This window comes from Rhodococcus sp. NPDC058639 (assembly GCF_042717545.1).
In the GTDB taxonomy this organism is placed as follows: Bacteria; Actinomycetota; Actinomycetes; order Mycobacteriales; family Mycobacteriaceae; genus Rhodococcus.
On the sequence record NZ_JBHXRF010000008.1, the window covers coordinates 1 to 24,795 of the forward strand.

Genomic DNA, 24,795 nt, shown 5'->3' on the forward strand with positions numbered 1-24,795 from the left:
CCGCCCGCCCGCACAATCGCATACATCCCCACCAGCAGATCCAACGACCGGCGAACCGCCAACCCCACCGTCGTCTCCGGACCCACACCCCGCGACATCAAATAGCGCGCAAGCTGATTGACCCGCGCATCGAACTCGCCGTATGTCAACGACTCGTCTTCGAATACCACCGCAATCGCGTCGGGATTCGAAAGGACCTGGCTATCGAACCGGTCCAGCAGCGTCGACTCGGGCACCGGATGCGAAGTATCGTTCCACCGCTCGAGCACCGTCACACGCTCATCGGCGCCCAGCAGATCGATATCCCCGACACGCCGCGCCGGATCAGCCACTACAGCTTCGAGGATCCGCACGAACCGCTCCGCGAACCCCTCCACCGTCGGAGCATCGAACAGATCGGTGGCATAGGTGAACTCCGCACGGAAACCGTCCGGCGAACCGTCCTCCGCGAAGCCCTCCGACAACGTCAACTGCAGATCGAACTTGGCGACCGCGGTGTCGATTTCGAGCAGGTCGAGTGTCAGACCGCGAAGTTCGACGTGCGCTGCACCTAGATTCTCGAACGAGAGCATGACCTGGAACAGCGGGTGCCGTGCCGTGGACCGAGTGGGGTTGAGAACCTCGACCAGACGCTCGAAGGGGACATCCGCGTGCCCGAAGGCACCCAGTGCTGCTTCGCGTGCCCGTGCGAGATGGTCGGTGAACTGCGCGTCCGGATCGACGTCGGTGCGCAGCACCAGAGTGTTGACGAACATACCGATGAGGTCGTCGAGCGACTGCTCGCCACGTCCGGCCACCGGCGTACCGATCGTGATGTCGCGCTGACCGGACAATCGTGCCAGCAATATGCTCAAGGCCGCGTGCACGACCATGAACAGGGAAGCGTTGCGCGTGCGAGCGAACGCCACGAGGTCTCGATGCAGGCTCGGATCGATCGAGAAATCCACGGTCGCGCCGGCGAACGACTGCGTCGCCGGGCGGGGACGATCAGCCGGAAGATCCAACTGGTCGGGAACGTCGGCGAGCGTGCGACGCCAGTAGTCGAGCTGACCGGAGATCAGCGACTGCGCATCGTCCTCGGAACCGAGGACTTCCCGCTGCCACAGGGTGTAGTCGGCGTACTGAACGGGAAGCGGTGCCCACGAGGGCTCTTCCCACTCGGTGCGTGCGGCGTACGCGACCATGATGTCGCGTGCCATCGGTCCGGTGGACCATCCGTCCGCGGCAATGTGGTGGACCACGAGCGCGAGAATGTGCTCGTTGCAGTCGAGTTCGTAGAGTTCGGCGCGGATCGGCACCTCGGAGGTGACGTCGAACCCGGTGGACGCGAGTCGGCGCATCGCACCCGCCAACCCGTCCCGGTCGATCCGGAGCGGGGTCAGATTGGGCACGACTTCCGCAGCTGCCCGTACGACCTGGTGGGGTCCGTCCGGCGAGTCGGGGAACACGGTGCGCAGCGACTCGTGGCGGTCGAGCACGTCCATGATCGACACCTGAAGTGCCGGTACGTCGAGGGCACCGGTCAGGCGCAACGCCATCGGGAGGTTGTACGTCGCGGAGCTGGAATCGAAGCGGTTGAGGAACCACATGCGCTGTTGCGACAGAGACAGCGGAACCCTCTCGGGCCGCGGCATTTTCGCCAGTGCCGCACGGGCACCGCGCCCGGCCTCCTGCTCGACGCGAACTGCTAGGGCGGCGACGGTGTTCGATTCGAACAGCGCACGCACGGGAACCTGCGCGTCGAGTGCCACACCCAGCCGGGACACCACCTGGGTGGCGAGGAGCGAATTTCCGCCCAGTTCGAAGAAGTCGTCGTCGAGTCCGACACGTTGCACGCCGAGCACCTCGGCGAAGACGGCGGCGACGGTTTCCTCGATGGGCGTCGTCGGCGCGCGGAATTCGCGGTAGCTGATCCCGAGTTCGGGCTCCGGCAGTGCTCGGCGGTCGAGCTTTCCGACGGGCGTCAGTGGGATCTCGTCGAGGACGACGATCTGCGAGGGCACCATGTACGACGGCAACGACCGGGCCACGTGGCCGGACAACGCCGACGGGTCGATACCCGGTGCGCCGTGCACGTACGAGACGAGTGCGGTCTGTCCCGACGGCATGTCGTGGCCGACGGTGGTCGCGAAGTCGACGAGTGTGTGCGTCAGCAAGGCAGCATCGATCTCACCGAGTTCGATCCGGAATCCGCGGACCTTGACCTGAAAATCGGATCGGCCGGCGAACACGAGGCGGCGCCGGTCGTCCCAGCGGACGATGTCACCGGTTCGGTACATGCGGGTACCCGGCCCTCCGAACGGGTTCGCGACGAACCGGTCCGAAGTGAGCGCAGCACGCCGGTGATAGCCCCGCGCGAGCATGTCGCCGGCGAGATACAACTCGCCCGACACCCCGGCGGGGACCGGACGAAGACGGCTGTCGAGCACGAGCGCATGGACGCCTGCGATCGGGCCGCCGATGGTGACCGGCCCGGCGGCATCGACCAGAGCGCGGGTCGACACGATCGTGGTCTCGGTCGGTCCGTAGGCGTTGAAGAAGTGCCGGCCGGGCGCCCACCGGGCCACGAGTTCGCTCGTGGAGACGTCGCCACCGACGTTGAGGGTCTGGAGCGAGTCGAGACCTGTGGGATCCACCGAGCCCAGTACCGCAGGAGTGATGGTCGCGTGGGTGACACCGGTCTGCTGGATCAGCGCCCGCAGTTCAGCACCGCCGTAGATCGTCGGCGGAGTGATCACCAGTTCGGCACCGGTGTAGCCGGCCATAGCCCAGTCGAGAACCGAGGGGTCGAAACTCGGCGAACAGATCTGCAGAATCCGCGACTCGGAAGTCACCCCGTAGAGGTCGACACAGTCGCGGACGAGGCCTGCGAGACCACGGTGGGTTACCGCGACGCCCTTCGGGCGCCCGGTGGACCCGGAGGTGTAGATGACGTATGCGAGGTGGTCGACCCGGAGCGGAGCACACCGCTCATCGTCGGTGACCGGAGCGCCCGAATGGGCCAAGCACGCGGCGACGAACGCCGGGTCGTCGAAGCGAACCCATTCGACGGCGGGCGACAGACCGGCGGCGTGTTCCTCCGTCGTCAGGCCCAGCAGAGCCGACGAGTCCTCGAGCATGTGGGTGACTCGGTCGACCGGGTATTCCGGGTCGACCGGAACGTAGGCTGCTCCCGTCTTCGCAACGGACCACACACCGAGCACCATCTCCCACGAGCGGGGGAAGGCAAGCGCGACAATGCCGCCGGGCCCTACGCCACGCTCGATCAGGTAACGCGCGATCCAGCTCGACCACGCGTCGAGATCGCGATACGTCAGGACGATGTCACCGTCGCGAACGGCGGTCCGCTCGGGGTGGGCGGCGACACCCGCGGTGAGCAGGTCCACGAGCGTGGCCGGTTCACCCGCATCGGGACCCGTCGTGGTGAGCAGCAGCTCGGCTTCGCCGGGAGAGAGGATGGACAGGTCGCCCACACATGCCGACGTGTCCGCGACGATGCCGTCGAGGATCCGCACGAAACGTTCTGCGAAGACGGCGACCGTACCGGCGTCGAAGAGATCCGTCGCGTACTCGAAGGTGGCACCCAAGCCGGCGGGTTCATCGTCGCTGCCGGTCTTTTCGGTCAGCCACAGCTGGATGTCGAACTTCGAGATCGGCATCTCCAGTTCGGTGCCGACGGCGCGGACTCCGGCGAAGGACACCTCACGTGCTGAACCGGGCTCGAGCGACAGCGCCGCCTGGAACAGCGGATGACGCGCTGTGGATCGAGCCGGGTTGAGCACCTCGACGAGACGCTCGAAAGGCACGTCCGCGTTCGAGAAGGCGGTCAGGTCGATTTCACGGACCACGTCGAGGAATTCACCGAACGAGAGGCCCGGATCGACGCGCGTGCGCAGCACCAGCGTGTTCACGAACATGCCGATGAGATCGTCGAGTTCCTTTTCGCCGCGTCCCGCGACGGCGGTGCCTACGGCGATATCGTTCGACCCGCTCAGTCGTGACAGGAGGACCGCGTAGGCGGCGTGGACGACCATGAACAGCGAGGCGCTGTGTCCGCGAGCAAGTTCGACGAGTCCACGGTGGGTCTCGGCGCCGATCTCGAATCGGTGCTTGGCACCTCGGTAGCTTGCGACGGCAGGGCGCATCCGGTCCGCCGGCAGGTCCAGCTGATCCGGGAGGCCGTCGAGCTCCCGAACCCAGAATGAGATTTGTTGCGCAGCAGCCGAACCCGGATCGGACTCGCTTCCGAGAGCCTGTCGTTGCCACAGGGCGTAGTCGGCGTACTGGATCGGCAGGGGCGACCAGCGAGGTTCGTGTCCCTCGGCGCGCGCCGTGTAGGCGGTGACGACATCCTGCGCGAACGGTCCGAACGAGGATCCGTCGGCTGCGATGTGGTGCAGCACCATCGCGAGCACATAGGTGTCGGGAGCGAGCCGGAACAGCGCGACGCGGAACGGGACCTCGATCGCGACGTCGAAACCACGTCCGGCGAGTTCGACGACCGCTGCCCGCAGACCGTCCTCGTCCACATCGACCGGTTCGAGCGGGGAGACGGCCTGCTCGACCGGCAGGATCACCTGATGAGGGTCGCCGTCCACTTCGGGGTAAACCGTGCGCAAGCTCTCGTGCCGAGCCACCACGTCCGAGAACGCGTCGGAAACGACCCGAGGATCCACCGCACCTGTCATCCGCACGGTGAAGGGCAGGTTGTACGCCGCTGTGGTGACGTCGAAGCGATTGAGGAACCAGATCCGTTGTTGCGCAGTGGAAAGCGGCAGCACATCGGGCCGGGTGACTGCGGTGAGCGGAGCTCGGGCACCGGAACCGACCTGCTTCGCAATGCGTGTGGCGAGTCCCCCTACGGTGGATGCCTCGAACAGCGCGCGTACAGGAACCTGGGTGTCGAGTGCCGCACCGATGCGTGAGACGACCTGGGTCGCGACGAGCGAATTGCCGCCGAGCTCGAAGAAGTCGTCGTCGAGACCGACGCGCTCCGCGCCGAGTACGTCGCCGAAGGCTGCGGCCACCACGCGTTCGGCAGGGCTGCAGGGCTCGCGAAAGGTGCGGGTGCTGCTGAATACGGGTTCCGGCAGGGCTTTCCGGTCGAGCTTTCCGCTGGTGTTGAGCGGTAGCGCATCGAGCACCATGAGCGACGCGGGCACCATGTACGACGGAAGCGAGCGACCTGCGTGATCTGCAAGGTCGGTGACGTCGATCGTCTGCGCGGGCGCGGCCACCAGGTAACCGACCAGCTGGTCGCCTGTGGGGGTGGAGACCACTAGAACGACTGCCTGCGAGACGGCGGGATGAGCGAGCAGCACCGCCTCGATTTCACCGAGTTCGATGCGCTGTCCGCGGAACTTGACCTGGAAATCGGTCCGGCCGATGTACTCGAGGATTCCGGTGCCGTCTGGCCCGGCTTCCCACCGCACGAGGTCGCCCGTGCGGTACATCCGTTCGCCGGGTGCGCCGAACGGGTCCGCGAGGAAGCGATCGGAAGTCAGGTCCGGACGATCGAGGTAGCCACGGGCGAGCTGAACACCCGCCAGGTAGAGCTCGCCGGGTCGCCCGACCGGAACCGGGCGCAGCCGCCGGTCGAGAACGTACGCGCGGCTGTTCCATTGGGGAACACCGATCGGGACGCTGTGCACGTCGGCAGGGCCCGCGCGGTGGTAAGTGATGGACACCGCCGCCTCGGTGGGTCCGTACAGGTTGTGCAGGCCCGCCGGACACAACCGGGCGAACTCGGCTGCCGTCTCGGACGGCAGTGCCTCGCCGATGACGAAGACGTGCCGCAGGGAGTCACAGCTTCCGTCCGCGGCGTTGGCCACGAAGACGGTGAGCATCGACGGCACGAAATCGGTGATCGTCACGCGGTGCTCGGCGATCTTGTTCGCCACGTAGACCGGGTCGCGGTGCCCGTCGGGCGTCGCGATCACGAGGGTCGCGCCGACACGCAACGGCATGAAGAATCCCCACAGCGACACGTCGAACGTCGTTGCGGTCTTCTGCAGGTACACATCCTGGGACGTCACGCCGTATTGGTCGTTCATCCACTGGATCTGGTTGTCGATGGCGACATGGCTCACGGCCACGCCCTTGGGCCGACCGGTCGAACCCGAGGTGAAGATGACGTACGCGGTGGTGCCGGGCAGAATCGGACCACGCCGCTCCGCGTCGGAGATCGGGCGTGCGTCACCGCGCGAGTAGTCGAAGGTGTCGATCTCGAGCGTGACGGTGCCGTCAAGCAGGTCCACCTCGTCGCGCGCCGTGGTCAGTACTGCGGCCGGTTTCGCCGTGTCGAGGATGTAGCCGGTCCGGTCGGCGGGATGGTCGGGATCGATCGGCACCCACGCGCCGCCGGCCTCGACGATTGCGTACATGCCGACGACGAGATCGAGTGAGCGCCGGATACACAGCCCGACAAGCGATTCGGGGCCGACGCCGAGGTCGATGAGTGCGCGCGCGAGAGTGTTGACACGGGAAGCGAATTCGCCGTAGGTCAGCGACTCGCCTTCGAAGATCAGCGCTGTGGCGTCAGGGGTCTCGGCAGCCTGTTCACGGAACTGCGCGAGCAGATCGCGCTGTCGGACCGGGCGGTCGGTGCGGTTCCACTCGGTGAGCGCATTGTCGAGTTCGGCGCGTCCCGCAAGGGGGATATCCCACACGGGCCGTTCCGGATCCGATCCGACGAACCGGTCGAAGAACTCCATGAAGCGGGTGTGGTCGGCCCGGGACTGCTCCGGACCGTAGAGATTGGGATTGGACTCGAAGTCGATGTGCGTGTGGGCGCCACCGCTGCGGTAGACGTTGACACCGAGGTCCTCGATCAGTCCGGTCGACAGAATATTGATTCCGCCGACCATGTCCCCGAGGCGGACCTCGTTGTCGAACAGCATGATGTTGACCCACGGGCCGAAGAACGTCGACTGTCCCGCCGATCCGGCCTCGCGGTCGCGGACGATGTCCTCGTGCCGGTAACGCTGATGGCGCAGCGCACCCGAGACAGCCGTGCCCGACGCGGCGATCAGATCGCGGACGGTCGTCTCGTCGGTGACGCTCAGACGCAGCGGCACCACATTCGAGACCATGCTGCCGGAGCGACGCAGCACCGCGGTGGTGCGCGCCGCTACGGGCAGGCTCAGCACGACGTCGGTCCGGCCGGTCATCTGTGCCAGATACGCGGCGAAAGCAGCGACGACCGCGGTGGCGAGGCTCGCGCCCTCGCGCTCCGCGAGTTCGTCGACTCGCCGTTCGGTGCCCTCGGACAACGCTGCGGTGTCGATGCGGCTGACCGGCGCGGGCGCGGCGGTGCGGCCGGAGAGGCTGGTGGGTTCCTCGATCCCGTCGATCTGCCGGGCCCAGTACTCACGGTCGTCGAGGAAACGCTTCGAATTGCGGTACTCCATCTCGACGTCGTAGACCTTGTGCAGGTCCGACGCGCGATTCGGAGACGGCTCGGCGCCCTCGACCGCTGCCGTGTACAACTCGGCGATGCGGGTCATGAATGTCGCGGCGGCGAAACCGTCGAGTGCCAGATGGTGGACGCGGTTGTACCAGAAGTAGCGGCGTTCGCCGATGCGGAGCACGGTCGCGGCGATGAGACGGTCGCGCAATACGTCGACGGGACGACTGCGGTCGTCGCGCATCCAGTCGAGCGCGGCCTGCCGGGGGTCGTCGGCTCCGCTCAGATCGACGAAACCGAGCGGCGCTTCGAGCGAGGGGTCGACCAATTGGTAGGGCTGTGCCCCGACCTCGATGAAACGGAGGAACCCGGATCCCATTTCGAGCGCAGCACGGGCACTGGATTCGCGGAGCAGATCGACGTCGAGTTCGCCCTCGAGTTCGACGTATTGGGCAATGTTGGCGGGCACTGTCGGGTCGACGTGCTGGGCAAACCACATCCCCAGCTGTGCAGGCGAGAGCGGGAACGCTCCGGGCGGCACCGCGCCCCCTGCGTTCTTCGCCTGCGATCCGCCTTTCCCGAGCGAGTCCAAATCCCCCAACCTTCCTCTCACCACCGGGCAGTTGCCCGCACTCCCGACACGAACATGCACGCAACCTCTTGGGATATCTGCGCATCAGGGGGTGATCGTTACGGCGTGGCCGGGCGGTAAGACATTCCGCAGGACCGGACGCAGTAGCGAACCCCGCCTGGCGGCCGAGGTGCCCGAAGCAGGTTACTTACCGGTCGGTACCGGAGCCCATGTCGTACACACCCGGAACAATCTACAGGGTTCCGACACAGGCCCCGGCTCACCGCGGGAAAGATCCGCCGACCGTCACCAGGCCACGGCGATGACCACGTTCACGATGCCGAGGATGCCGGCGGTGTGTGCAAGGGCTGCTGTCGAACCGGGATTCTTCTTCTCCTTCTTCAGGCCGACGATCGCGACGACGAGAATGACGAGAGCAATCAGCAGCTTGATGCCGATCTTCATGTGGTTCAGCTCGACGGCGTCCTGAGCTTCGCGCAGGCCCACGAGCGCGATACCGGTCACGACCTGAAGGATCGCGCCGTGCAGCATGCCCACAACGACGCGCGGCTGCTTGAGGACCGCGAGCCAGGAGCCGATGATGCCGGCGAGACCGATGAAGTGCAGAATGAGAAAGATCTTGATCGCGATGTCCATACCGGCAATCCGACCATTCCGGGCGCCGGTAGTCTAGTTAGGCCACGCTCATAGGTGGCGCGCGTCACGCCGCCGGTGGTACCACTCGACCAGTTCCGGCGCGTCGATCGCGGTGCGGTCGACGACCCGCTCCGGGTCGGCTCCCTGCAGAATCCGCTTGAGCGGTACTTCGAGTTTCTTCCCGGTGCGAGTGTGCGGTACGCCCGGCGCCGCGATGATGTCGTCCGGCACGTGTCGTGGCGACAGCTGGTCGCGGATCGCGGTCCGGATCCTCTGTTTCAGCGCGTCGTCGAGTTCGGTGCCCTCGTCGAGTACGACGAACAACGGCATCCGGTAGGAACCGTCCGGGTACTCGATTCCGAGGACGAGAGATTCGGTGATCTCGGGGAGTGACTCCACGACCTGATAGATATCGGCACTGCCCATGCGGACACCCTGGCGGTTGAGCGTCGAGTCGGAGCGTCCGTGCATGAGAAACGTGCCCCGGTCGGTGACGGTGATCCAGTCACCGTGACGCCACACGCCCGGGTAGACGGAGAAGTACGAATCGCGGTACCGACTGCCGTCCGGGTCGTCCCAGAATCGGACGGGCATCGACGGCATCGGTGCGGTCACGACGAGTTCACCGACCCGGCCGCGCACGGGACGACCGTGCTCGTCGTACGCGTCCACGGCGACGCCGAGGCACGGCGCAGAGATTTCGCCCGGCCACACAGGCACTGTCGGCGCGGCTCCGACGAACGCCGACACCACATCGGTACCACCCGAGATCGACATGACCTGCACGTCTGAGCCGACATTCTCCGACAGCCACAGCGACCCCGACGCGGACAGCGTCGAACCCGTGACACCCACACTGCGCAGGGCGGACAGATCGTGGTCGACGCGCGGCACCACCCCCGCCTTGGCGCAGGCCGCTATGTAGGCGGGGCTGGTCCCCAGAACGGTGACCCGTTCGTCCGCGGCGATCCGCCAGAGCCGGTCGATCTCGGGATGAGACGGGGCACCGTCGTAACAGACGATGGTCGTGCCCACGAGAAGTCCCGAGACGAGAAAGTTCCACATCATCCAACTCGGGCTCGTGTACCAGAAGTAGCGGTCACGCGGACCGAGGTCGAGGTGGAGTGACAGTGCTTTGAGATGCTCGAGGAGTACCCCGCCGTGACCGTGGACGATGCCCTTGGGCGGTCCTGTCGTACCGGAGGAGAACACCACCCACAACGGATGGTCGAAGGGAACCGCGACGGTGTCGAGGGCTGTGCCCTCCCTCAGCGCCGCCTCTTCCCAGTTCAGCACCGGCCCGGACGTCGCGGTGGGTGGGGGAATCTCGCGGGCCGGCGCGCGGGAGACCACGACTGTCAGGTCGAGTCCGGGTAGTCGGTCGCGCAGCCACGCCAGTTCGTTCGTCCGGTCGTGCCACGTGCCCGCGTAGGCGTATCCGGTCGCCGTGACGAGAACTTTCGGCTCGAGTCGGCCGAGCCGGTCGAGCGCAGCCGGGGCGGCATAGTCCTGCCCGCACGCGGCCCATACCGCTCCGATGCTCGCGGTCGCGAGCAGTGCGACGACGGCCTCCGGGATGTTGGGAAGGTAGCCGACGACCCGGTCCCCCGGTCCGACTCCGTGCTCCCGGAGCGTGGCGGCGAACGCGGCTGTCCGGCTCCGGAGTTCCGACCACGTCATCTCGCTGCGGTGCCCCGCCTCGTCGAGGTGGACGACGGCCGGCTCGAGCGGCGGCCGATCCCGGAAGACGTGCTCGACGAGGTTCAGCCGCGCACCGGGAAACCACACGGCACCGGGCATGGCCGTGTCGGCGAGAGCCGGTCCGGGGTCGGTGTGCGAAACCACCTCGAACCGGTCCCACACCGCGTTCCAGAAGTCTCCCGGGGCCTCGACCGACCATCGCCACAACGACCCGTAGTCCGGCAGGTTCAGTCCGTGACGCCGTTCGGCAAATCGTGCGAACTCCGAGATGTTCGCTCGCGCAACGACGGCCTCGTGGGGAGTCCACTGCGGCTGCACGGCAACTCACTTTCGGGCCGAGGCGGAGGGACGCCTGGCCCCGCCCGGTGTGGCCGGGCGGGGCACCTCGAACGGGTTACCGACGCCGCTCGCGGGTAGCGCCGGTGTAGATCAGGGTGAGGACCACGGCCACGATGATGCTGATGATCCACCGGATCCAGTCGATGCCGCTGGTGTTCTCGTTGCCCTCGGAGGAGATCAGGCCCCACAGCCAGTAGCCGATCAGCGCGCCGATGATGCCGATGACGATCGTGATGATCATGCCCATGGCCTGCTTGCCCGGGATCACCAATCTGGCCAGGATTCCGATAACCGCACCGAAAATGATCGTGCCGATGATTTGTCCCATGGTGAGCCCCTCTGCTGCGGCGCCGCCCGGTGGCTGCGCATCGTCGACGACTCTTTACCCACTCAGTGTCTGCCTTGAAACCGGCGAAAGTGACCGATTCGGCGTGGGTGCGGCCGAAATACTTGCCCCATCCGAGCCGAAGGGCCGTCAGTTGCGCTCGGTCACAGTGGCCTCGATGATCGCCCGTGCCTGGTCACGCATCTCGACCTTTCGCACTTTGCCGGTGACCGTCATCGGGAATTCGTCGACCACGTGCACATAACGCGGGATCTTGTAATGGGCGAGCTTCCCATCGCAGAACGCCCTGAGGCTCGCCGCATCGAGGGGGCGCTCCGAGCCTTCGCGCATCCGGACCCAGGCCATGAGTTCTTCCCCGTATTTCACGTCGGGCACCCCCACCACCTGAGCGTCGAGAATGTCCGGGTGGGTGTAGAGGAACTCTTCGATCTCGCGGGGATAGATGTTCTCTCCGCCGCGGATCACCATGTCCTTGATACGGCCCGTGATCGACACGTAGCCGTCCTCGTCCATGACTCCGATGTCCCCGGTGTGCATCCACCGGGCCGCGTCGATCGCCTCGGCCGTCTTCTCCGGCTGGTCCCAGTACCCCAGCATCACCGAGTATCCGCGGGTGCACAGTTCGCCCGGCACGCCGCGCGGGACCGTCAGACCTGTTCCGGGATCGACGATCTTCACCTCGAGATGAGGACCCACACGGCCGACCGTGGCCACACGCCGCTCGATGCTGTCGTCGCTGCGGGTCTGCGTCGACACCGGCGAGGTTTCGGTCATGCCGTAGCAGATCGACACCTCGTTCATCCCCATCCGGTCGATGACCTGTTTCATCACTTCGACCGGACACGGCGAGCCCGCCATGATTCCGGTGCGCAGGCTCGCCAGGTCGTACCGTGCGAAATCGGGCTCCGCCAACGCGGCGATGAACATGGTCGGCACGCCGTAGAGCGAGGTGCATCGCTCCTCCGCCACTGCGGTGAGCGTGGCCGCCGGATCGAACGCCGGGGCCGGCAGCACAATGGCCGCACCGTGACTGGTGCACGCGAGATTTCCCATCGTCATACCGAAACAGTGGTAGAGCGGAACGGGGATACACACCCGGTCCTGTTCGGTGTAATGGCAGAGTTCGCCGACGAAGAACCCGTTGTTGAGCACATTGTGGTGACTGAGGGTGGCGCCCTTGGGAAATCCGGTGGTGCCCGAGGTGTACTGGATGTTGATCGGATCGTCGGGAGAGAGCAGAGACTGCGCCTCGGTGAGCACCCGACGGTCGTCGGCGAGTGCGGCCCGTCCCGTCGAAACGAGATCGTCCCACCGCGGGGAGCCGAGCAGAACGACATCCTCGAGGTCGGGGCAGTTCGCCCGCACGGTCTCGATCATCTGCGCGTAGTCGGATGTTTTGAATGCCGACGCGGACACCAGCATCCGGACGCCTGCTTGCTCGAGGACGTACTGCAATTCGTGCGAGCGGTACGCGGGATTGATGTTGACGAGAATCGCGCCGATCTTCGCGGTTGCATACTGGACGAGGACCCATTCCCAGCAGTTCGGGGCCCAGATCCCCACCCGGTCGCCCTTCGCGATGCCCGACCGGAGCATGCCGACAGCGACTGCGTCGACATCCGCCACGAATTCGGTGTAGTTCCAACGTTTCCCCGCGGCGCGGTCGACGAGCGCCTCACGGTCACCGAAACGCTCGGCGGTGCGGTCGAGGTTGTCGCCGACGGTGTCGCCGAGAAGTGGAACGTTCCAGGCGCCCTGGGAGTAGCTCGGCAGAGGATCGACGTTGGTGCCGGACATCATGGTCTCCTTCGTGGCAGGTGATACGAAGGAAACGGTAGTGACCCCGGTCACTCACGACCACCCCCGGAAAGGGGGGAAATGATGACTGCGGTCACACCGTCACAAGAAGTGCCAGGTCAGCGCCCGGCGGCGCCGGTGAGTTCCTCGCGCATCTCGCGCCACACCGCGGAGTAGGAATCGATGTTGCCCGCGGTGGCCCATGCCAGTGCGCCACCCTTGACCTTCTCGAGAGCTTCCGCGAACAGGTCCTGGTATCGCGACAGACGGGGAACGAACGCGGACACGTCGTCGAACAGCGCCTGCGCCCGCCGGTCGAAATCGAGCAGTGCGTCGATGAATCCGTCCGCCTCCGGCTCAGCGAACAGCTCCGCGAGTTCATCGTCCAGCGGCAAGAATTGATCGTGCAGGTCCGCGATCGAATCCTCGTCGATCGATACGCGCTCCGCCTCGAGTTGGCCGGTCAGCTCGTGAACCCCCTCGTCGGTGAGTTCGATGCCGTCACCGGCCGACCGAGCCTTGCCCTGCCGGACGAGGGCATCGACTGCGGCCTGGCCGGCCGCCACCGTCACTCCCAGATGTGCGGCAACGACTTCCGCAGTGACCTGGTTCTTCAGGCGCACAGTCTGTAGCAGTGCCAGCTCATCCACGTTGCCCGCGAAAGCCATAGTCCACTCCTCACCGCCCGACGGGCGCCGAACATGCGGGGGCCGATGCCCCGCGTACCGCGGAATCCGGACGGATCCCGGTCCGATTCTGGCGTACCGGGGACGGGCGTGGGTGGGCGGGCACCGGTGGGCTACCTTCCGGAATTCGGCACCGGGATGGCCGGGGACCTCAGGCGAGCGAATCGAGATGCGCGGCGAGCGCCGTCTCGGCGGACCTCGGGGTGTCGCCGGCTCCGACGAGCAGGTGCATTGCAAGACCGTCGACGACGGCGTGCAGACGCTCGGCTTCCACCTGGAGATCACGGACCGGCGCGACGAGCCCCTCCGCGGCCAGACCTGCCAGGATGAGCTCACACCCTGCCCGCAGTGCACGTTGCGCGTCGACTGCGATCTGCCGCAGTTCGTCATGCCCGGGAGATTCCGCGATCAGCGCGAGATTGACCAGCATTTCGCAACGACGAACCTCGTCGAGCGGAAGGAATTCACCGAGCATCGCCCGCGCACGTTCCCTGACATCGGCAATGCCGAGGTGGGCAGACACGCGCTCTGCGGCGCGGTCGTGAACCAGGCGCATCGAATAGCCGAGCAGTTCCGACTTGCTGCCGAAGACGTGCCGCACGGAACCCGCAGACAGGCCCGCCTCGGCCGCGACTTCCCGTATCGAGACCGCCCCGACCCCTTCGCGCAGTATCAGCCGCCAGACCGCCTCCGCTATTTCCTGCTGTCTCGCATCGTGATCGATCAGTTTCGGCACTGGACCATGCTAACACGGTCGTGCTAGCATCACTTTTTGTAAGCACGACCGTGCTACTTACGCTCTGCATCCCTCGGAAGGGATTACCGTGAGCACCACACCTCGATACGCCGCACTCGACGTACTACGAGGGGTCGCGATTCTCGGCACCCTCGGTACAAACATCTGGATCTTCACCAACGCGGAAGGTTTGGTCGGCTACATCAACGGCACCGGACGAGCGACCGGAAGCTGGTCCTTCGTCCAAGACGTGCTGCAACAGGTGACGCAGGGAAAGTTCCTCGGGCTCCTCACGATCATGTTCGGCATCGGACTCGCGATCCAGCAACGCTCGGCGACCGGACGAGGACTTCCCTGGCCGGGGAAATATCCTTGGCGAGCAGGGCTTCTCATGATCGACGGGATTCTGCACTACTTCCTGTTCACCGAGTTCGACGTGCTCACCGGATACGCCGTCACCGGACTCGTCGTCGCGTTCGTCCTGGCTACCGGCGTTCGCTCCCAGCGGATCTGGATCACCTGCGCACTCGCTCTGCACGCCGCGATGCTCGCCGTCGTGGTAGCCACACTCGCTGCGCTGCCCGCGAATCCGGGCAACCGAACGCTGTCCCCCAATCCTTATGCGGACGGCTCGTTCTGGGATCTGGTGGTCTTCCGTGCCGAGAACTTCGCGCTGTTCCGGCTGGAAACGATCTTCATCCTGCCGCTGTCGATCGCCCTCTTCCTGATCGGCGCGCGGCTGTACCTCCGTGGCATCCTCGATCCGGAACAGGCCCGACTCCGACGCACTCTCATGATCGTCGGGTTCGGTGTCGCGCTCCCGATCGACTTCGCGCTGGGCCTGTCCGGGTCCGACGCGGGTCTCGTCCTGGGCCGCTACGGCACAGCCCCGATCGTGGCTTTCGCACTCCTCGCAGCCGTTGCACACCGCTATGCGGACGGCCGTTCACCCGGTGCGGTCGGCACCGCCCTCACTCCCGTGGGACGAATGGCGTTGAGCTGCTACATATTGCAGAACATCCTGTGTTCGATAGTGTGCTACGGCTGGGGGTTCGGCATGGCCGCACGCCTGGACGGGGACACGATCGTGCCGGCCACCGTTGCGCTGTTCGCCGCAGTCTGCGCGACACTCATGATCGTCGCGCGCCTGTGGCTGGCCCGATTCGAGCGGGGTCCCGTCGAATGGCTGTGGAACGTGAGCTATCAGGCACTCGCGGGTGGACCGACCTCTCCGGCGACAGCATCCGGGCCGTCACCGGTCTCGTCGTCACGGTCCGGCCACTGAGGCACGGCGCATCCGGCCTCGGCGTCGGCCACCACGAGTGGCACCGGCGAGGCGCCCGGCCGGACGCCGCTCTCCCACTCCTGCCCGAGCACGACCGCGGATTTCGCGAGCGCGGCGTTCTCCTGCTCGGTGAATACACGTCCCCGAGCGAGGAATCGGAGACCCTCGGGCGTTTCGAGACTGAAGCCCGCTCCCCTGCCCGGAACCACGTCGAGCACCAGACCGGTGTGCTTCCAGACCTCGAACTGCGACCCCGAGATCCACACAGGAACGGAGTGGGCACCGGAAGGCGGATCGGGGAGCGTGCGCCCCACGTCGAGACGGAGGTCGAGCACACCGAGGAGCACATCCCGATCGCCCACCAGAAAATCGCCTTCGGGAAAGCACATCGGCGACGACCCGTCGCAACATCCTCCCGACTGGTGGATCATCAGCGATCCGTTGCGATCGGCCAAACGACGCAGAAGGTCCACGGCCGCGACCGTGGCCGAAACCCTGGCAGGGACTGACACGGCATACCTCCCTTTCACACAAACCTGTCGGCGCCCGCACCTCTCTGTACGAAAGGTGCGGGCGCCGAGAGTGACTCAGAAGAATCCCTGGGCCTTCGGAGCGTAGGAGACGAGCAGGTTCTTCGTCTGCTGGTAGTGGTCGAGCATCATGTGGTGGTTCTCGCGGCCGATGCCCGACTGCTTGTAGCCGCCGAAAGCCGCGTGGGCGGGGTACTGATGGTACGTGTTGGTCCACACCCGGCCCGCCTGGATCGCGCGGCCGGCGCGATATGCGACTCCGCCGTCGCGCGACCACACACCGGCGCCGAGACCGTACAGCGTGTCGTTGGCGGTCGCGATCGCGTCGTCGAAGTCCCGGAACGACGTCACCGACACGACGGGCCCGAAGATCTCCTCCTGGAAGATCCGCATCTTGTTGTGGCCCTCGAAGATCGTCGGCTGCACGTAGTAGCCGCCGGACAGGTCACCGCCGAGGTCCGCACGTTCACCGCCGGTGACGATCTTGGCGCCCTCGCCCTTGCCGATCTCGATGTAGGACAAGATCTTCTCGAGTTGGTCGTTGGATGCCTGTGCGCCGATCATCGTGTCGGTGTCGAGCGGGTTCCCCTGCCGTACGGCCTTGGTACGAACCGCAGCGAGGGACAGGAAGTCGTCGAAGATGTCCTGCTGGATGAGTGCGCGGGACGGACACGTGCACACCTCACCCTGGTTGAGGGCGAACATGGTGAATCCCTCGAGTGCCTTGTCCTGAAAGTCGTCGGGAGCGGACATCACGTCGGAGAAGAAGATGTTCGGGCTCTTGCCGCCGAGTTCGAGGGTGACGGGGATGAGGTTCTGCGAGGCGTACTGCATGATGAGCCGCCCGGTCGTGGTCTCCCCGGTGAAGGCGATCTTGCGGATGCGCGGACTCGACGCGAGCGGCTTGCCGGCCTCGGTTCCGAAACCGTTGACGATGTTGACCACACCGTCGGGAAGCAGGTCGCCGATCAGCTCGACGAGATACAGAATCGACGCGGGCGTCTGCTCGGCGGGCTTGAGCACCACGGCATTTCCGGCTGCGAGCGCCGGTGCGAGCTTCCACACCGCCATCAGGATCGGGAAGTTCCACGGGATGATCTGGCCCACGACGCCGAGAGGCTCCTGGAAGTGGTAGGCCACCGTATCGGCGTCTATTTCGGAGATCGAGCCTTCCTGCGCGCGGATCGCGCCCGCGAAATACCGGAAATGGTCGATCGCCAGCGGGATGTCCGCGTTGAGCGTTTCCCGGATGGGCTTGCCGTTGTCCCACGTTTCGGCGACCGCGACGGCCTCGAGGTTCTCCTCGATCCGGTCGGCGATCCGGTTCAGGATCAGTGCCCGTTCCGCCGGCGACGTCTTGCCCCACGCCGGGGCGGCGGCGTGCGCGGCGTCGAGAGCGAGTTCGATGTCCTTGTCGGTCGAACGCGCGACCTCGGTGAACGGTTGCCCGGTCACGGGGGTGATGTCCTCGAAATACTCGCCCGAAGCGGGAGCCACCCATCGTCCACCGATCCAGTTGTCGTAACGGGACCGGAAGGACATCAGGGCATCGGGCGAACCGGGGCGGGCGTACTCGGGCATCGTGTTCTCCTGCGTATCGGGGATGATCACCCGTCGAGGGTGTGACCCCGGACACTACAAAAGCCGGGGTTGCAACTAGGTTGCGAAGTTCCGGTCGAGCATCCGGATCTTCGCCTCGACCTGTGCGAACACGGTGGAGTCCGGATCCAGGCATCCGAGATACGCGATCCACGCGGGCAGGTCTTCCCGGCCGTGGACCGACGCCGTCCAGCGGGCGAGCAGAGGCGCTGCACCCCGACGCAGGAGCGCGCCCCGGATTCTGGCATCCAACTCGTCGCCGACATCGATTACTCCCGGCGCACCCGAGCCGGGAAGCACCCTGCCGGTGTAGAGACGCACCGCGGTGTCGAGGTCCCCGCGATCCAGCGCAGCACGTACGTTCGCAACATCGGTGCGCAGCGCGCTCTGCACTCGATACGGCCGGGACGCGATCGTGTCCGGCCCGAGTACCTTACGCAGACGGGATATCTCGGCGCGCACCGTCACGGCATCCAGTTCGTTCTCGTCGAGCAGGACCGCAAGTCTCCGAGCGCCCACCCCTTCCGGATGCTCACTGAGAATCAGCAGGATCTCGGCATGCCGTTGCGACAGCGTGAGCCGGTCGCGCCCCCGAACGAGCGCCGCACGACCCGGACCGAACGTCTCGAGCACACCGGCGACAGAAGACTGGGCACTCGCACCCTCGAGCATGGACAGGCGCAGTTCGGCTTCGGCAGCGGCCGCCGTCGCTCGCACGAGTTGTAACACCTCCGGCGCCGCGACGCGCGGTCCGCCCGTGATGTCGAGTGCTCCGAGGATGCGGCCGCTGATCGGGTCGTGGACCGGGGCCGCAGAGCAACTCCACTCGTGCACGGCGCGGTTGTAGTGCTCGGCACCGAAGATCTGCACGCAGCGATCGAGTGTGAGGGCCGTGCCGGGAGCATTGGTCCCGACGTGCTCCTCACTCCAATCCGCGCCCTCGGCGAAGTTCATCGCCAGCGCCCGGTCGCGGGCGTCGTGGTCTCCCTCGATCCACAGCAGTCGTCCCCGCTCGTCGCTGATCGCTATCAGCAGTCCACTGTCGGCGGCATCCTCCACCAGGAGTTTGCGCACGACCGGACGGATCATTGCCATCGGGTGTCCCGCGCGGTAGTCCTCGAGATCCCTGCCGCTCAGCAGCAGGGGTTGCTCGATGACATCGGGATCGATCGCCCTGCCTAAGCTACGGAGCCACGAGTCGCGCACTACCGGACGTATCGCCGCAGGCCCCGTGAGCGCAGCAGACCGCTCCCGGATCGACGCCGATCCCACGACAGCCGTGTGGATTTCCGACAGTCGACGGGCGTGCGCTTCCGCATCGTCCCCAGGATGCAGCGCCATCCAGGAAACAGCTTTCGCTCCCGCACGGTCGATCATCTACCGCTGTCCTCCTCGCGTTCCGCCGGAAGTCACTGTAGTCCAGATCACAGCGGGTCGGCGTCATCGCAAGCGGGCACCGCGTCGGCGCATGCCGCGCTCAGAGGGCGTCCGCGACGCGCCTCGCCAGCATCACGACCGTGGCATGCGGCCCCCGGCTGGTTACCTGCGGGAACACGGAGGTGTCGACGACGAAGAGACGCTCGGCGCCGTGCACCCGGCACCGGTCGTCGACGACCGCCGAATCGTCCGATCCCATCCTGCACGAGCCCGACAAGTGTTGCGACGTACCGAGATGCGCCGCGAGCCACCCGTCGTCCACGTCCGCTGCGCCCGTCGGAACACTGTGCGGGTCCACGACACCGTCCATCGCCGCGAGCAGGCGGGCTGCCGATGCGACCCCGCGCCGGAGCGCTGCACGGTCGCGAGGGTCGTCGAGATATCCGTAGTCGAGGAGAGGCGCGGCGTACGGGTCGCGCGCGTCGAAGATCAGGCGCCCGCGACTGCGCGGCCGGGTGAGTACGACCCCCAGCACAGGTACGGCGGCGCCACTGCCCGGTACGGAGTCGGCGAACGGAGCCGTGTAGGGGCGCAGTTCGAGTTCGTCTGTGTGCAGGACGGTTTCGAGTACAGCCGCCCCGAGGGGAAGGTCGCTGCGGTACCGGTACGGAACGGCAACTTCCGGATGGTCGGTGAATCCTGTGCCCACCCCGGGAAGGTCGACGACGGGCGCGACGCCGAGCGTACCGAGTTCGTCCGCGGGCCCGATGCCGGAGAGCAGAAGAAGGCGGGGACTCTCGACCGCACCGGCGCACAACACAACACTTCCCGCCTCGATGAATGTGACGTCGTCGCCACCATCCACCTCCACCCCCACCGCCTCGGCACCGGACATCACCACCCTGCGCACCCGCGTCCCCGAGCACACGGTCAGGTTCGGGGAGGCGAGCGCGGGCATCAGCGACGAGAGTGCCGGTCCCATGCGCACGCCGTTCGCGATGTTGAGGGGGACGCGTCCCACCCCGACGGGGCCGGGCGCATTGAGGTCCTCCACCGGACGATGGCCCGCCGCCACAGCGGCATCGTGGAACGCGCGCGCCACGGGGTGCAGACGGGACCAAGGGGTTCGGGACACCGGTACCGATCCGGCGGCGCCGTGCCACTCGTCGTCGAAATCCGAGTCGTGCTCGATGAGCCGGAAGTACGGCAGCACGTGGTCGAACGACCACGACGGAGGCCAGGCGCCGAAATCTCCCGGGCGCCCGCGGACGAAGTATCCACCGTTGACCGCGCCCGATCCCCCGAGCACACGGCCCCGGGCGATCGTGCCGGCTCTCCCAGCCAGGAGCACCGGATACGTTGCAGTCCAATGGCTTTCAGGTCCGACGGGAAGCCGGGTGGCGTCCAGGAGTTCCGGTGGCGCGGTACCGGCGCTTCTGTAGCCGGGACCGCTCTCGAGCAGCACGACAGTGCGGCCCGGGCGCCCGGCGAGGGTGGCGGCAAGTGTGCATCCGGCGCTCCCACCCCCGACCACCACGATGTCGGCGCGCGCCGGAATCACGTCAGGACCGGATATCGGGCATGAGCGCCGCGGGATCGCGGGCGTCGACGACCCCTTTCCACAGCCCGGCACCGTAGGCGAGGTCGTCGAGACGCTTGTAGAAGACGTACCGCACAGGGTCGAGCCCACCGCCCTCGCGGTGCGAATACCAGTCCCAGATACCTTCTGCCACAGCAAAAGCCACCACCGCGCGCCGCACTTTCCACGACAGCACCGCCGCAACGAACGTGAGCGGCCAATAGTGCCTGCAGACGGCGGAGGCTACCTGCCACATACCGCCCGCGAAGCTCTGCCCGGTCAGCACCGCTGCGATGCGCGTCGGCCGGTCGAGTTCGGCGAACATGCGACGCAACCGCAGGAGCGTGACGAATTGGGTCAGTACCGCCACGATGACGCCGAACCGGGTCATCGTGGCGACCGCGGAGCACGCGACGAGGGTCCAGACGGAGATCGCCATCGGGGGCACGGTACCGGGATGTCTCGCTTCCAGCGGTGCCGCCCCGGTCCCGTAGAAAACCTTGCGGGAGAACCAGTCCCGGAAGCCCACACGATGATCGTGGGCAACTCGTGCGACCGGTTCGTACCGGAGTCGCCATCCGCCGCTCCGGAGGCGGCGGCACACGTCGACATCCTCCGCGACGTGCATCGACTCGTCGAAACCCCCGCACCCGGCAAGTGCCTCGCGGCGGACCACCATGGCGGCGCTGGGAACATAGGACACCGGGCTACCTGCCACCACGGGGGCTTCCCGGCGGCCGAGGTCCAACGACGAGCGGGCGTGCTCGTAACGTGCCAGCGCTCCGTTGTCGGGATCGAGAGCCACGATGCGAGGTGCGACGAGCGCCACGGCCGGATCGCTGAAATGACCGAGCGACGCCTCGAGCCACCCGATGCGAGGAACGACATCGGAGTCGAGGAACGCCACGAATTCTGTTTGTGCTTCCCGCAATCCGATGTTTCGTGCTGCGGAGGGCCCGCGCGATGCCTCGGATCGGAACACGCGGACCCGCGGGTTGTCCGGGCAGTCGACCGGCATGTCGGAGCCGTCGTCGACCACGATGACCTCGAGGCCGGGAAGCGCTTGCAGCAACCGCCGCACTCCCGCCGTATTGTTCCGGACGGGAACGACCACCGTGACGTCCGCGGTGGAGGGCAGTCGCGTCGGCCGCGGATTTCCGACACCGGAGTCGAGCAGGCGCCGGGCGACCACCGCGGTTCGGGAGTCGACGACCTCGAGGTGATCGCCGTCGATCATCGCCGCGGCGGCGGGCGCGAGTTTGAGCATCCGGGTGGGCGAGCCTCCGATGAGCACGCGCCCGCCGGCGAATCGCCGGACCCGCGGATCGATGCGCACCCCGAATCCGTCGGGTAGCCGTCCACCGGGAGTCTGCGCCAGTTCGGGTGTTGTCGCCTGACTCACCGAAGTCCCCCCTCCGTGCCCGGTTCCCACCGAGCGACCTGCGATGCTGCACGTTCCGTCAGGTGTGCGAACAAGCGGGCACCCTGCGCTGCAGTTGCGGTGGTGGGATCGCCGAGAACCCCGTTCGCCGACACCGAAACCATACCGGCTTCACGCAGTTGTGGCATCAAAGTGGAGATCGGATCTGTGTTTCCGGCAACCGCGCTCGCCATATCGACCGCGTTCGGGAACAGGTGCAACATCAGACTCGTTTCGGTCACCCCCGCATGGGCGTCGGCGCCCGGCACCGCGCACGGGAGCCAGGCCACGTCGCGCCCCTCGTAGCGCAGCAGCGACACAGCCTCGGCCAGGGCATATGCGTTTCCGCCGTGCCCGTTGACGAACAGCACGCGGGACGCCCAGCGGCAGATCGAGCGCCCGTACTCCACGAACACGGTGCGCAGTGCCTCGGTTCCGATGGACACCGTTCCCGGAAAGTCCTCGTGCTCGCCGCTCGCGCCGTAGGCGAGCGGCGGAGCCACGAGGACGTCGGGGAGTGCCTCGGCAACGGCCGTGGCGATCCGGGTATCGGTATCGAGGGGCAGGTGCGGGCCGTGTTGCTCGAGCGATCCCACCGGTACCGCAACGGTCCACCGCTTCGGTTCGACGTCGGTCCAATGGGCGCCGGCAAGATCCCGTATCACCGGTCCGATGCTAGTGCGCCGGACGGCCCGCACCGCGACCGCGTGGTGTCACACCAGCAAGCGAGGTATTTCCCGATTCCAGTTCTCCGAGTAGACACGCCGCTTGCCGTGGATCTCGTCGGACTCGTACGCATCCAACTGCGCGGTGATCACGAACTCGTCCGGTGTCGATGTCAGCACCGTCCGGGTCCGCACCTCCGTCTGCCAGTCCCCTCGGCCGAGATATCGCACGGTCTGGGTCTCGCCGCGCGCCGACTCCACGTCGTTCCCCTGGAAGCTGAACCACTCGGTCGTTGCGCTCCGCATCGTGGTGCCCGTGTCTTCGACGAAGAGCTCTCCCTGGTCGTCCTTGATCTCGAGTGTGGTCACGCCGGTTTCGAGATCGCGCGAGGTCCGCCAGTGGTGTTCACCCGGCTCGACCCGTGTGACGGCGGAGGATTCCGCACCTTCGGGCTCACCGAACGCGGGCAGCGCCGCATCCTCGGCATCCCGTCGCGCACGGACGGGCAGGCTCAGACGACTTTCGCCGGTGGTCACCGTGAGGGTCGCGAGTTCGGGCGCCGGCCACACCAACGGAAAGTACGAGGTGGACAACGACAAGCGAATGCGATGGCCTGCGGGGAACTCCTGCGCCATCCCGTTGAGCTTGACGCGCACACGGTACTTCCGCCCCGGTTCGAGCGGCTGCGGGTCCGCGCTGCCGTCACGATGTGTGAGGTTCAGCAGACCGTAGGTGACTCGCGTTGCCTGACCGTCGGGGGCGACATCGCTGAGCCTGGCCGCGACCATCGCCACCGGCTTGTCGGCACTGATCCCGAGATCGAGCTTCGGCAGGCCGACCACGTCGAGCGGTTCGTCGAGCGCTTCGGTTTCGAAAACGAGTGCGCCGCCGTCCTCTTCCCGCTGATCGGAGGGCAGGTCGGGAGTGGCCGCGTACGACGCCCACTTGCCACCCGCCATCCCCAGGCTCAGCGGTGAGCACACCGCCAGGTCCCGGCGCTCCACGTCGTCCGGATCGGCGTCGTGGTCCAGTCCGAAGCGCGTGAGCGCGTACTCGCGGCTCTCGATGCCCGGCGCGGGCCACGACGGCTCGGAGATCCATGTACCCGGCCGCTCGGGATAGCGCGGGTGCGGCGGGACGCTGCCCTGCTTCCACATGCGGAGCATGGGTTCGTCCATGATGCCGTTGTCGATCCCCTTGAGCCAGTAGTCCCACCACCGGACGACCTCCTGCAGGAACCCGATCTCCGGACCGGGCACTCCCTGGTGCGGGTACTTGTGACCCCAGGGCCCGATGAGGCCCTTACGGGGGACGTCGAGATTCTCCATCAGCCGGAAGATGGCGTTGGTGTAACCGTCGGCCCAGCCGCCCACCGCGAACACCGGGCATTGCACGTCCGCGTAGTTCTCGTTGACGGAGGCACGCTTCCAGTAGTCGTCCCGATGTTGATGCTCGAGCCACTTCTCGACCCACAGTCCGCTGCCCTGCAGTCGTTCGTGCCACATCTCACGCCACCGGTCGCCGACGATCGCCGGGTCCGGCGCCATGCTGTTGAAGGCGAACATCACGGTGGCTTCGGACAGGTTGTCCGACAGCAGGCATCCGCCCATGTAGTGCATGTTGTCGACGTACAGATCGTCGGTGGCGGACGCGCTGATGATCGCTTTGAGTGCCGGTGGCCGCTTCGCGGCAACATGGAGGCTGTTGAAGCCGCCCCACGAGATACCCATCATGCCGACGTTGCCGTCGCACCAGGGTTGCTGCGCAGCCCACTCGATCACGGCGCACGCGTCGTCCTGCTCGGTAGGTAGGTACTCGTCCTCGAGTACCCCGTCGGAGTTGCCGCTGCCGCGCAGGTCCACCCGGATACAGGCGTATCCGTGACCGGCGATGTACGGGTGGTTGAGCTCGTCTCGTGCTCGGGTTGTATCCCGGTGCCGATACGGAATGTATTCCAGCACAGCGGGAACCGGGTTTTTCTCGGCTCCTTCCGGAAGCCAGATGCGAGCCGACAGGCGGGAGCCGTCGGGCATCGTGATGAAGGTGTTCTCGATGACACGAACACTGTGGGGAAAGGAGGTCACTGTCTGCACGAGTACCT

The 24,795-nt window shown here is 66.5% G+C and carries 15 protein-coding genes; 1 reads left to right on the top strand and 14 read right to left on the bottom strand.

The features are described from left to right. The 7 genes from ACFWU2_RS16470 to ACFWU2_RS16500 all read right to left on the bottom strand — a co-directional run. Nucleotides 1–7,997, bottom strand: a 7,997-nt coding sequence (locus ACFWU2_RS16470; protein WP_378608085.1) for an amino acid adenylation domain-containing protein, incomplete at its 3' end; no start/stop codon positions are given. A gap of 285 nt (nucleotides 7,998–8,282) precedes the next feature. Further along, nucleotides 8,283–8,633, bottom strand: coding sequence for a hypothetical protein (locus ACFWU2_RS16475; protein WP_378608087.1), 351 nt, complete (start codon nucleotides 8,631–8,633; stop codon nucleotides 8,283–8,285). 48 nt (nucleotides 8,634–8,681) lie between these two features. Further along, entirely contained in the window at nucleotides 8,682–10,652 is a 1,971-nt protein-coding gene (locus tag ACFWU2_RS16480) for an acetoacetate--CoA ligase (protein ID WP_378608089.1), read from the bottom strand. Between the two features lie 76 nt (nucleotides 10,653–10,728). Further along, nucleotides 10,729–11,001, bottom strand: a complete 273-nt coding sequence (locus ACFWU2_RS16485; RefSeq protein WP_378608091.1) for a GlsB/YeaQ/YmgE family stress response membrane protein — start codon at nucleotides 10,999–11,001, stop codon at nucleotides 10,729–10,731. A gap of 147 nt (nucleotides 11,002–11,148) precedes the next feature. Beyond that, nucleotides 11,149–12,816 carry an AMP-binding protein gene (locus tag ACFWU2_RS16490; RefSeq protein WP_378608093.1) on the bottom strand — a complete coding sequence of 556 codons (1,668 nt, stop codon included), beginning with the start codon at nucleotides 12,814–12,816 and terminating at the stop codon, nucleotides 11,149–11,151. A gap of 119 nt (nucleotides 12,817–12,935) precedes the next feature. Beyond that, a complete protein-coding gene (locus ACFWU2_RS16495; protein ID WP_378608095.1) occupies nucleotides 12,936–13,484 on the bottom strand; it encodes a hypothetical protein in 549 nt (182 codons plus the stop codon). 169 nt (nucleotides 13,485–13,653) lie between these two features. Next, a complete protein-coding gene (locus tag ACFWU2_RS16500) occupies nucleotides 13,654–14,238 on the bottom strand; it encodes a TetR/AcrR family transcriptional regulator (RefSeq protein WP_378608097.1) in 585 nt (194 codons plus the stop codon). An 88-nt stretch (nucleotides 14,239–14,326) separates the two neighbouring features. Here ACFWU2_RS16500 and ACFWU2_RS16505 point away from each other — a divergent pair, with 88 nt between their 5' ends. Further along, nucleotides 14,327–15,523 (top strand): DUF418 domain-containing protein, encoded by a 1,197-nt coding sequence (locus ACFWU2_RS16505; RefSeq protein ID WP_378608099.1) that lies wholly within the window; start codon nucleotides 14,327–14,329, stop codon nucleotides 15,521–15,523. Here ACFWU2_RS16505 and ACFWU2_RS16510 read toward each other — a convergent pair. The 7 genes from ACFWU2_RS16510 to ACFWU2_RS16540 all read right to left on the bottom strand — a co-directional run bounded on the left by ACFWU2_RS16510 (nucleotide 15,442) and on the right by ACFWU2_RS16540 (nucleotide 24,787). Continuing rightward, a complete protein-coding gene (locus ACFWU2_RS16510; protein ID WP_378608101.1) occupies nucleotides 15,442–16,035 on the bottom strand; it encodes a DUF779 domain-containing protein in 594 nt (197 codons plus the stop codon). The genes ACFWU2_RS16505 and ACFWU2_RS16510 overlap by 82 nt on opposite strands. 75 nt (nucleotides 16,036–16,110) lie before the next feature. Continuing rightward, entirely contained in the window at nucleotides 16,111–17,634 is a 1,524-nt protein-coding gene (gene adh, locus ACFWU2_RS16515) for an aldehyde dehydrogenase (protein WP_378608699.1), read from the bottom strand. A 75-nt stretch (nucleotides 17,635–17,709) separates the two neighbouring features. Further along, nucleotides 17,710–19,029 carry a GAF domain-containing protein gene (locus ACFWU2_RS16520; RefSeq protein WP_378608103.1) on the bottom strand — a complete coding sequence of 440 codons (1,320 nt, stop codon included), beginning with the start codon at nucleotides 19,027–19,029 and terminating at the stop codon, nucleotides 17,710–17,712. Between the two features lie 100 nt (nucleotides 19,030–19,129). Next, complete coding sequence (mftG, locus tag ACFWU2_RS16525) at nucleotides 19,130–20,590, bottom strand: mycofactocin system GMC family oxidoreductase MftG (RefSeq protein WP_378608105.1); 1,461 nt, start codon at nucleotides 20,588–20,590, stop codon at nucleotides 19,130–19,132. Nucleotide 20,591: 1 nt separating this feature from the next. Next, nucleotides 20,592–22,010, bottom strand: coding sequence for a mycofactocin biosynthesis glycosyltransferase MftF (gene mftF, locus ACFWU2_RS16530; RefSeq protein ID WP_378608107.1), 1,419 nt, complete (start codon nucleotides 22,008–22,010; stop codon nucleotides 20,592–20,594). After that, nucleotides 22,007–22,693, bottom strand: coding sequence for a mycofactocin biosynthesis peptidyl-dipeptidase MftE (gene mftE, locus ACFWU2_RS16535; RefSeq protein ID WP_378608109.1), 687 nt, complete (start codon nucleotides 22,691–22,693; stop codon nucleotides 22,007–22,009). Before mftE ends, mftF begins: the two co-directional genes overlap by 4 nt. A gap of 48 nt (nucleotides 22,694–22,741) precedes the next feature. Next, on the bottom strand, nucleotides 22,742–24,787 hold the full coding sequence (locus tag ACFWU2_RS16540) for a CocE/NonD family hydrolase (RefSeq protein ID WP_378608111.1): 2,046 nt from the start codon (nucleotides 24,785–24,787) through the stop codon (nucleotides 22,742–22,744). Nucleotides 24,788–24,795: the final 8 nt, after the last annotated feature.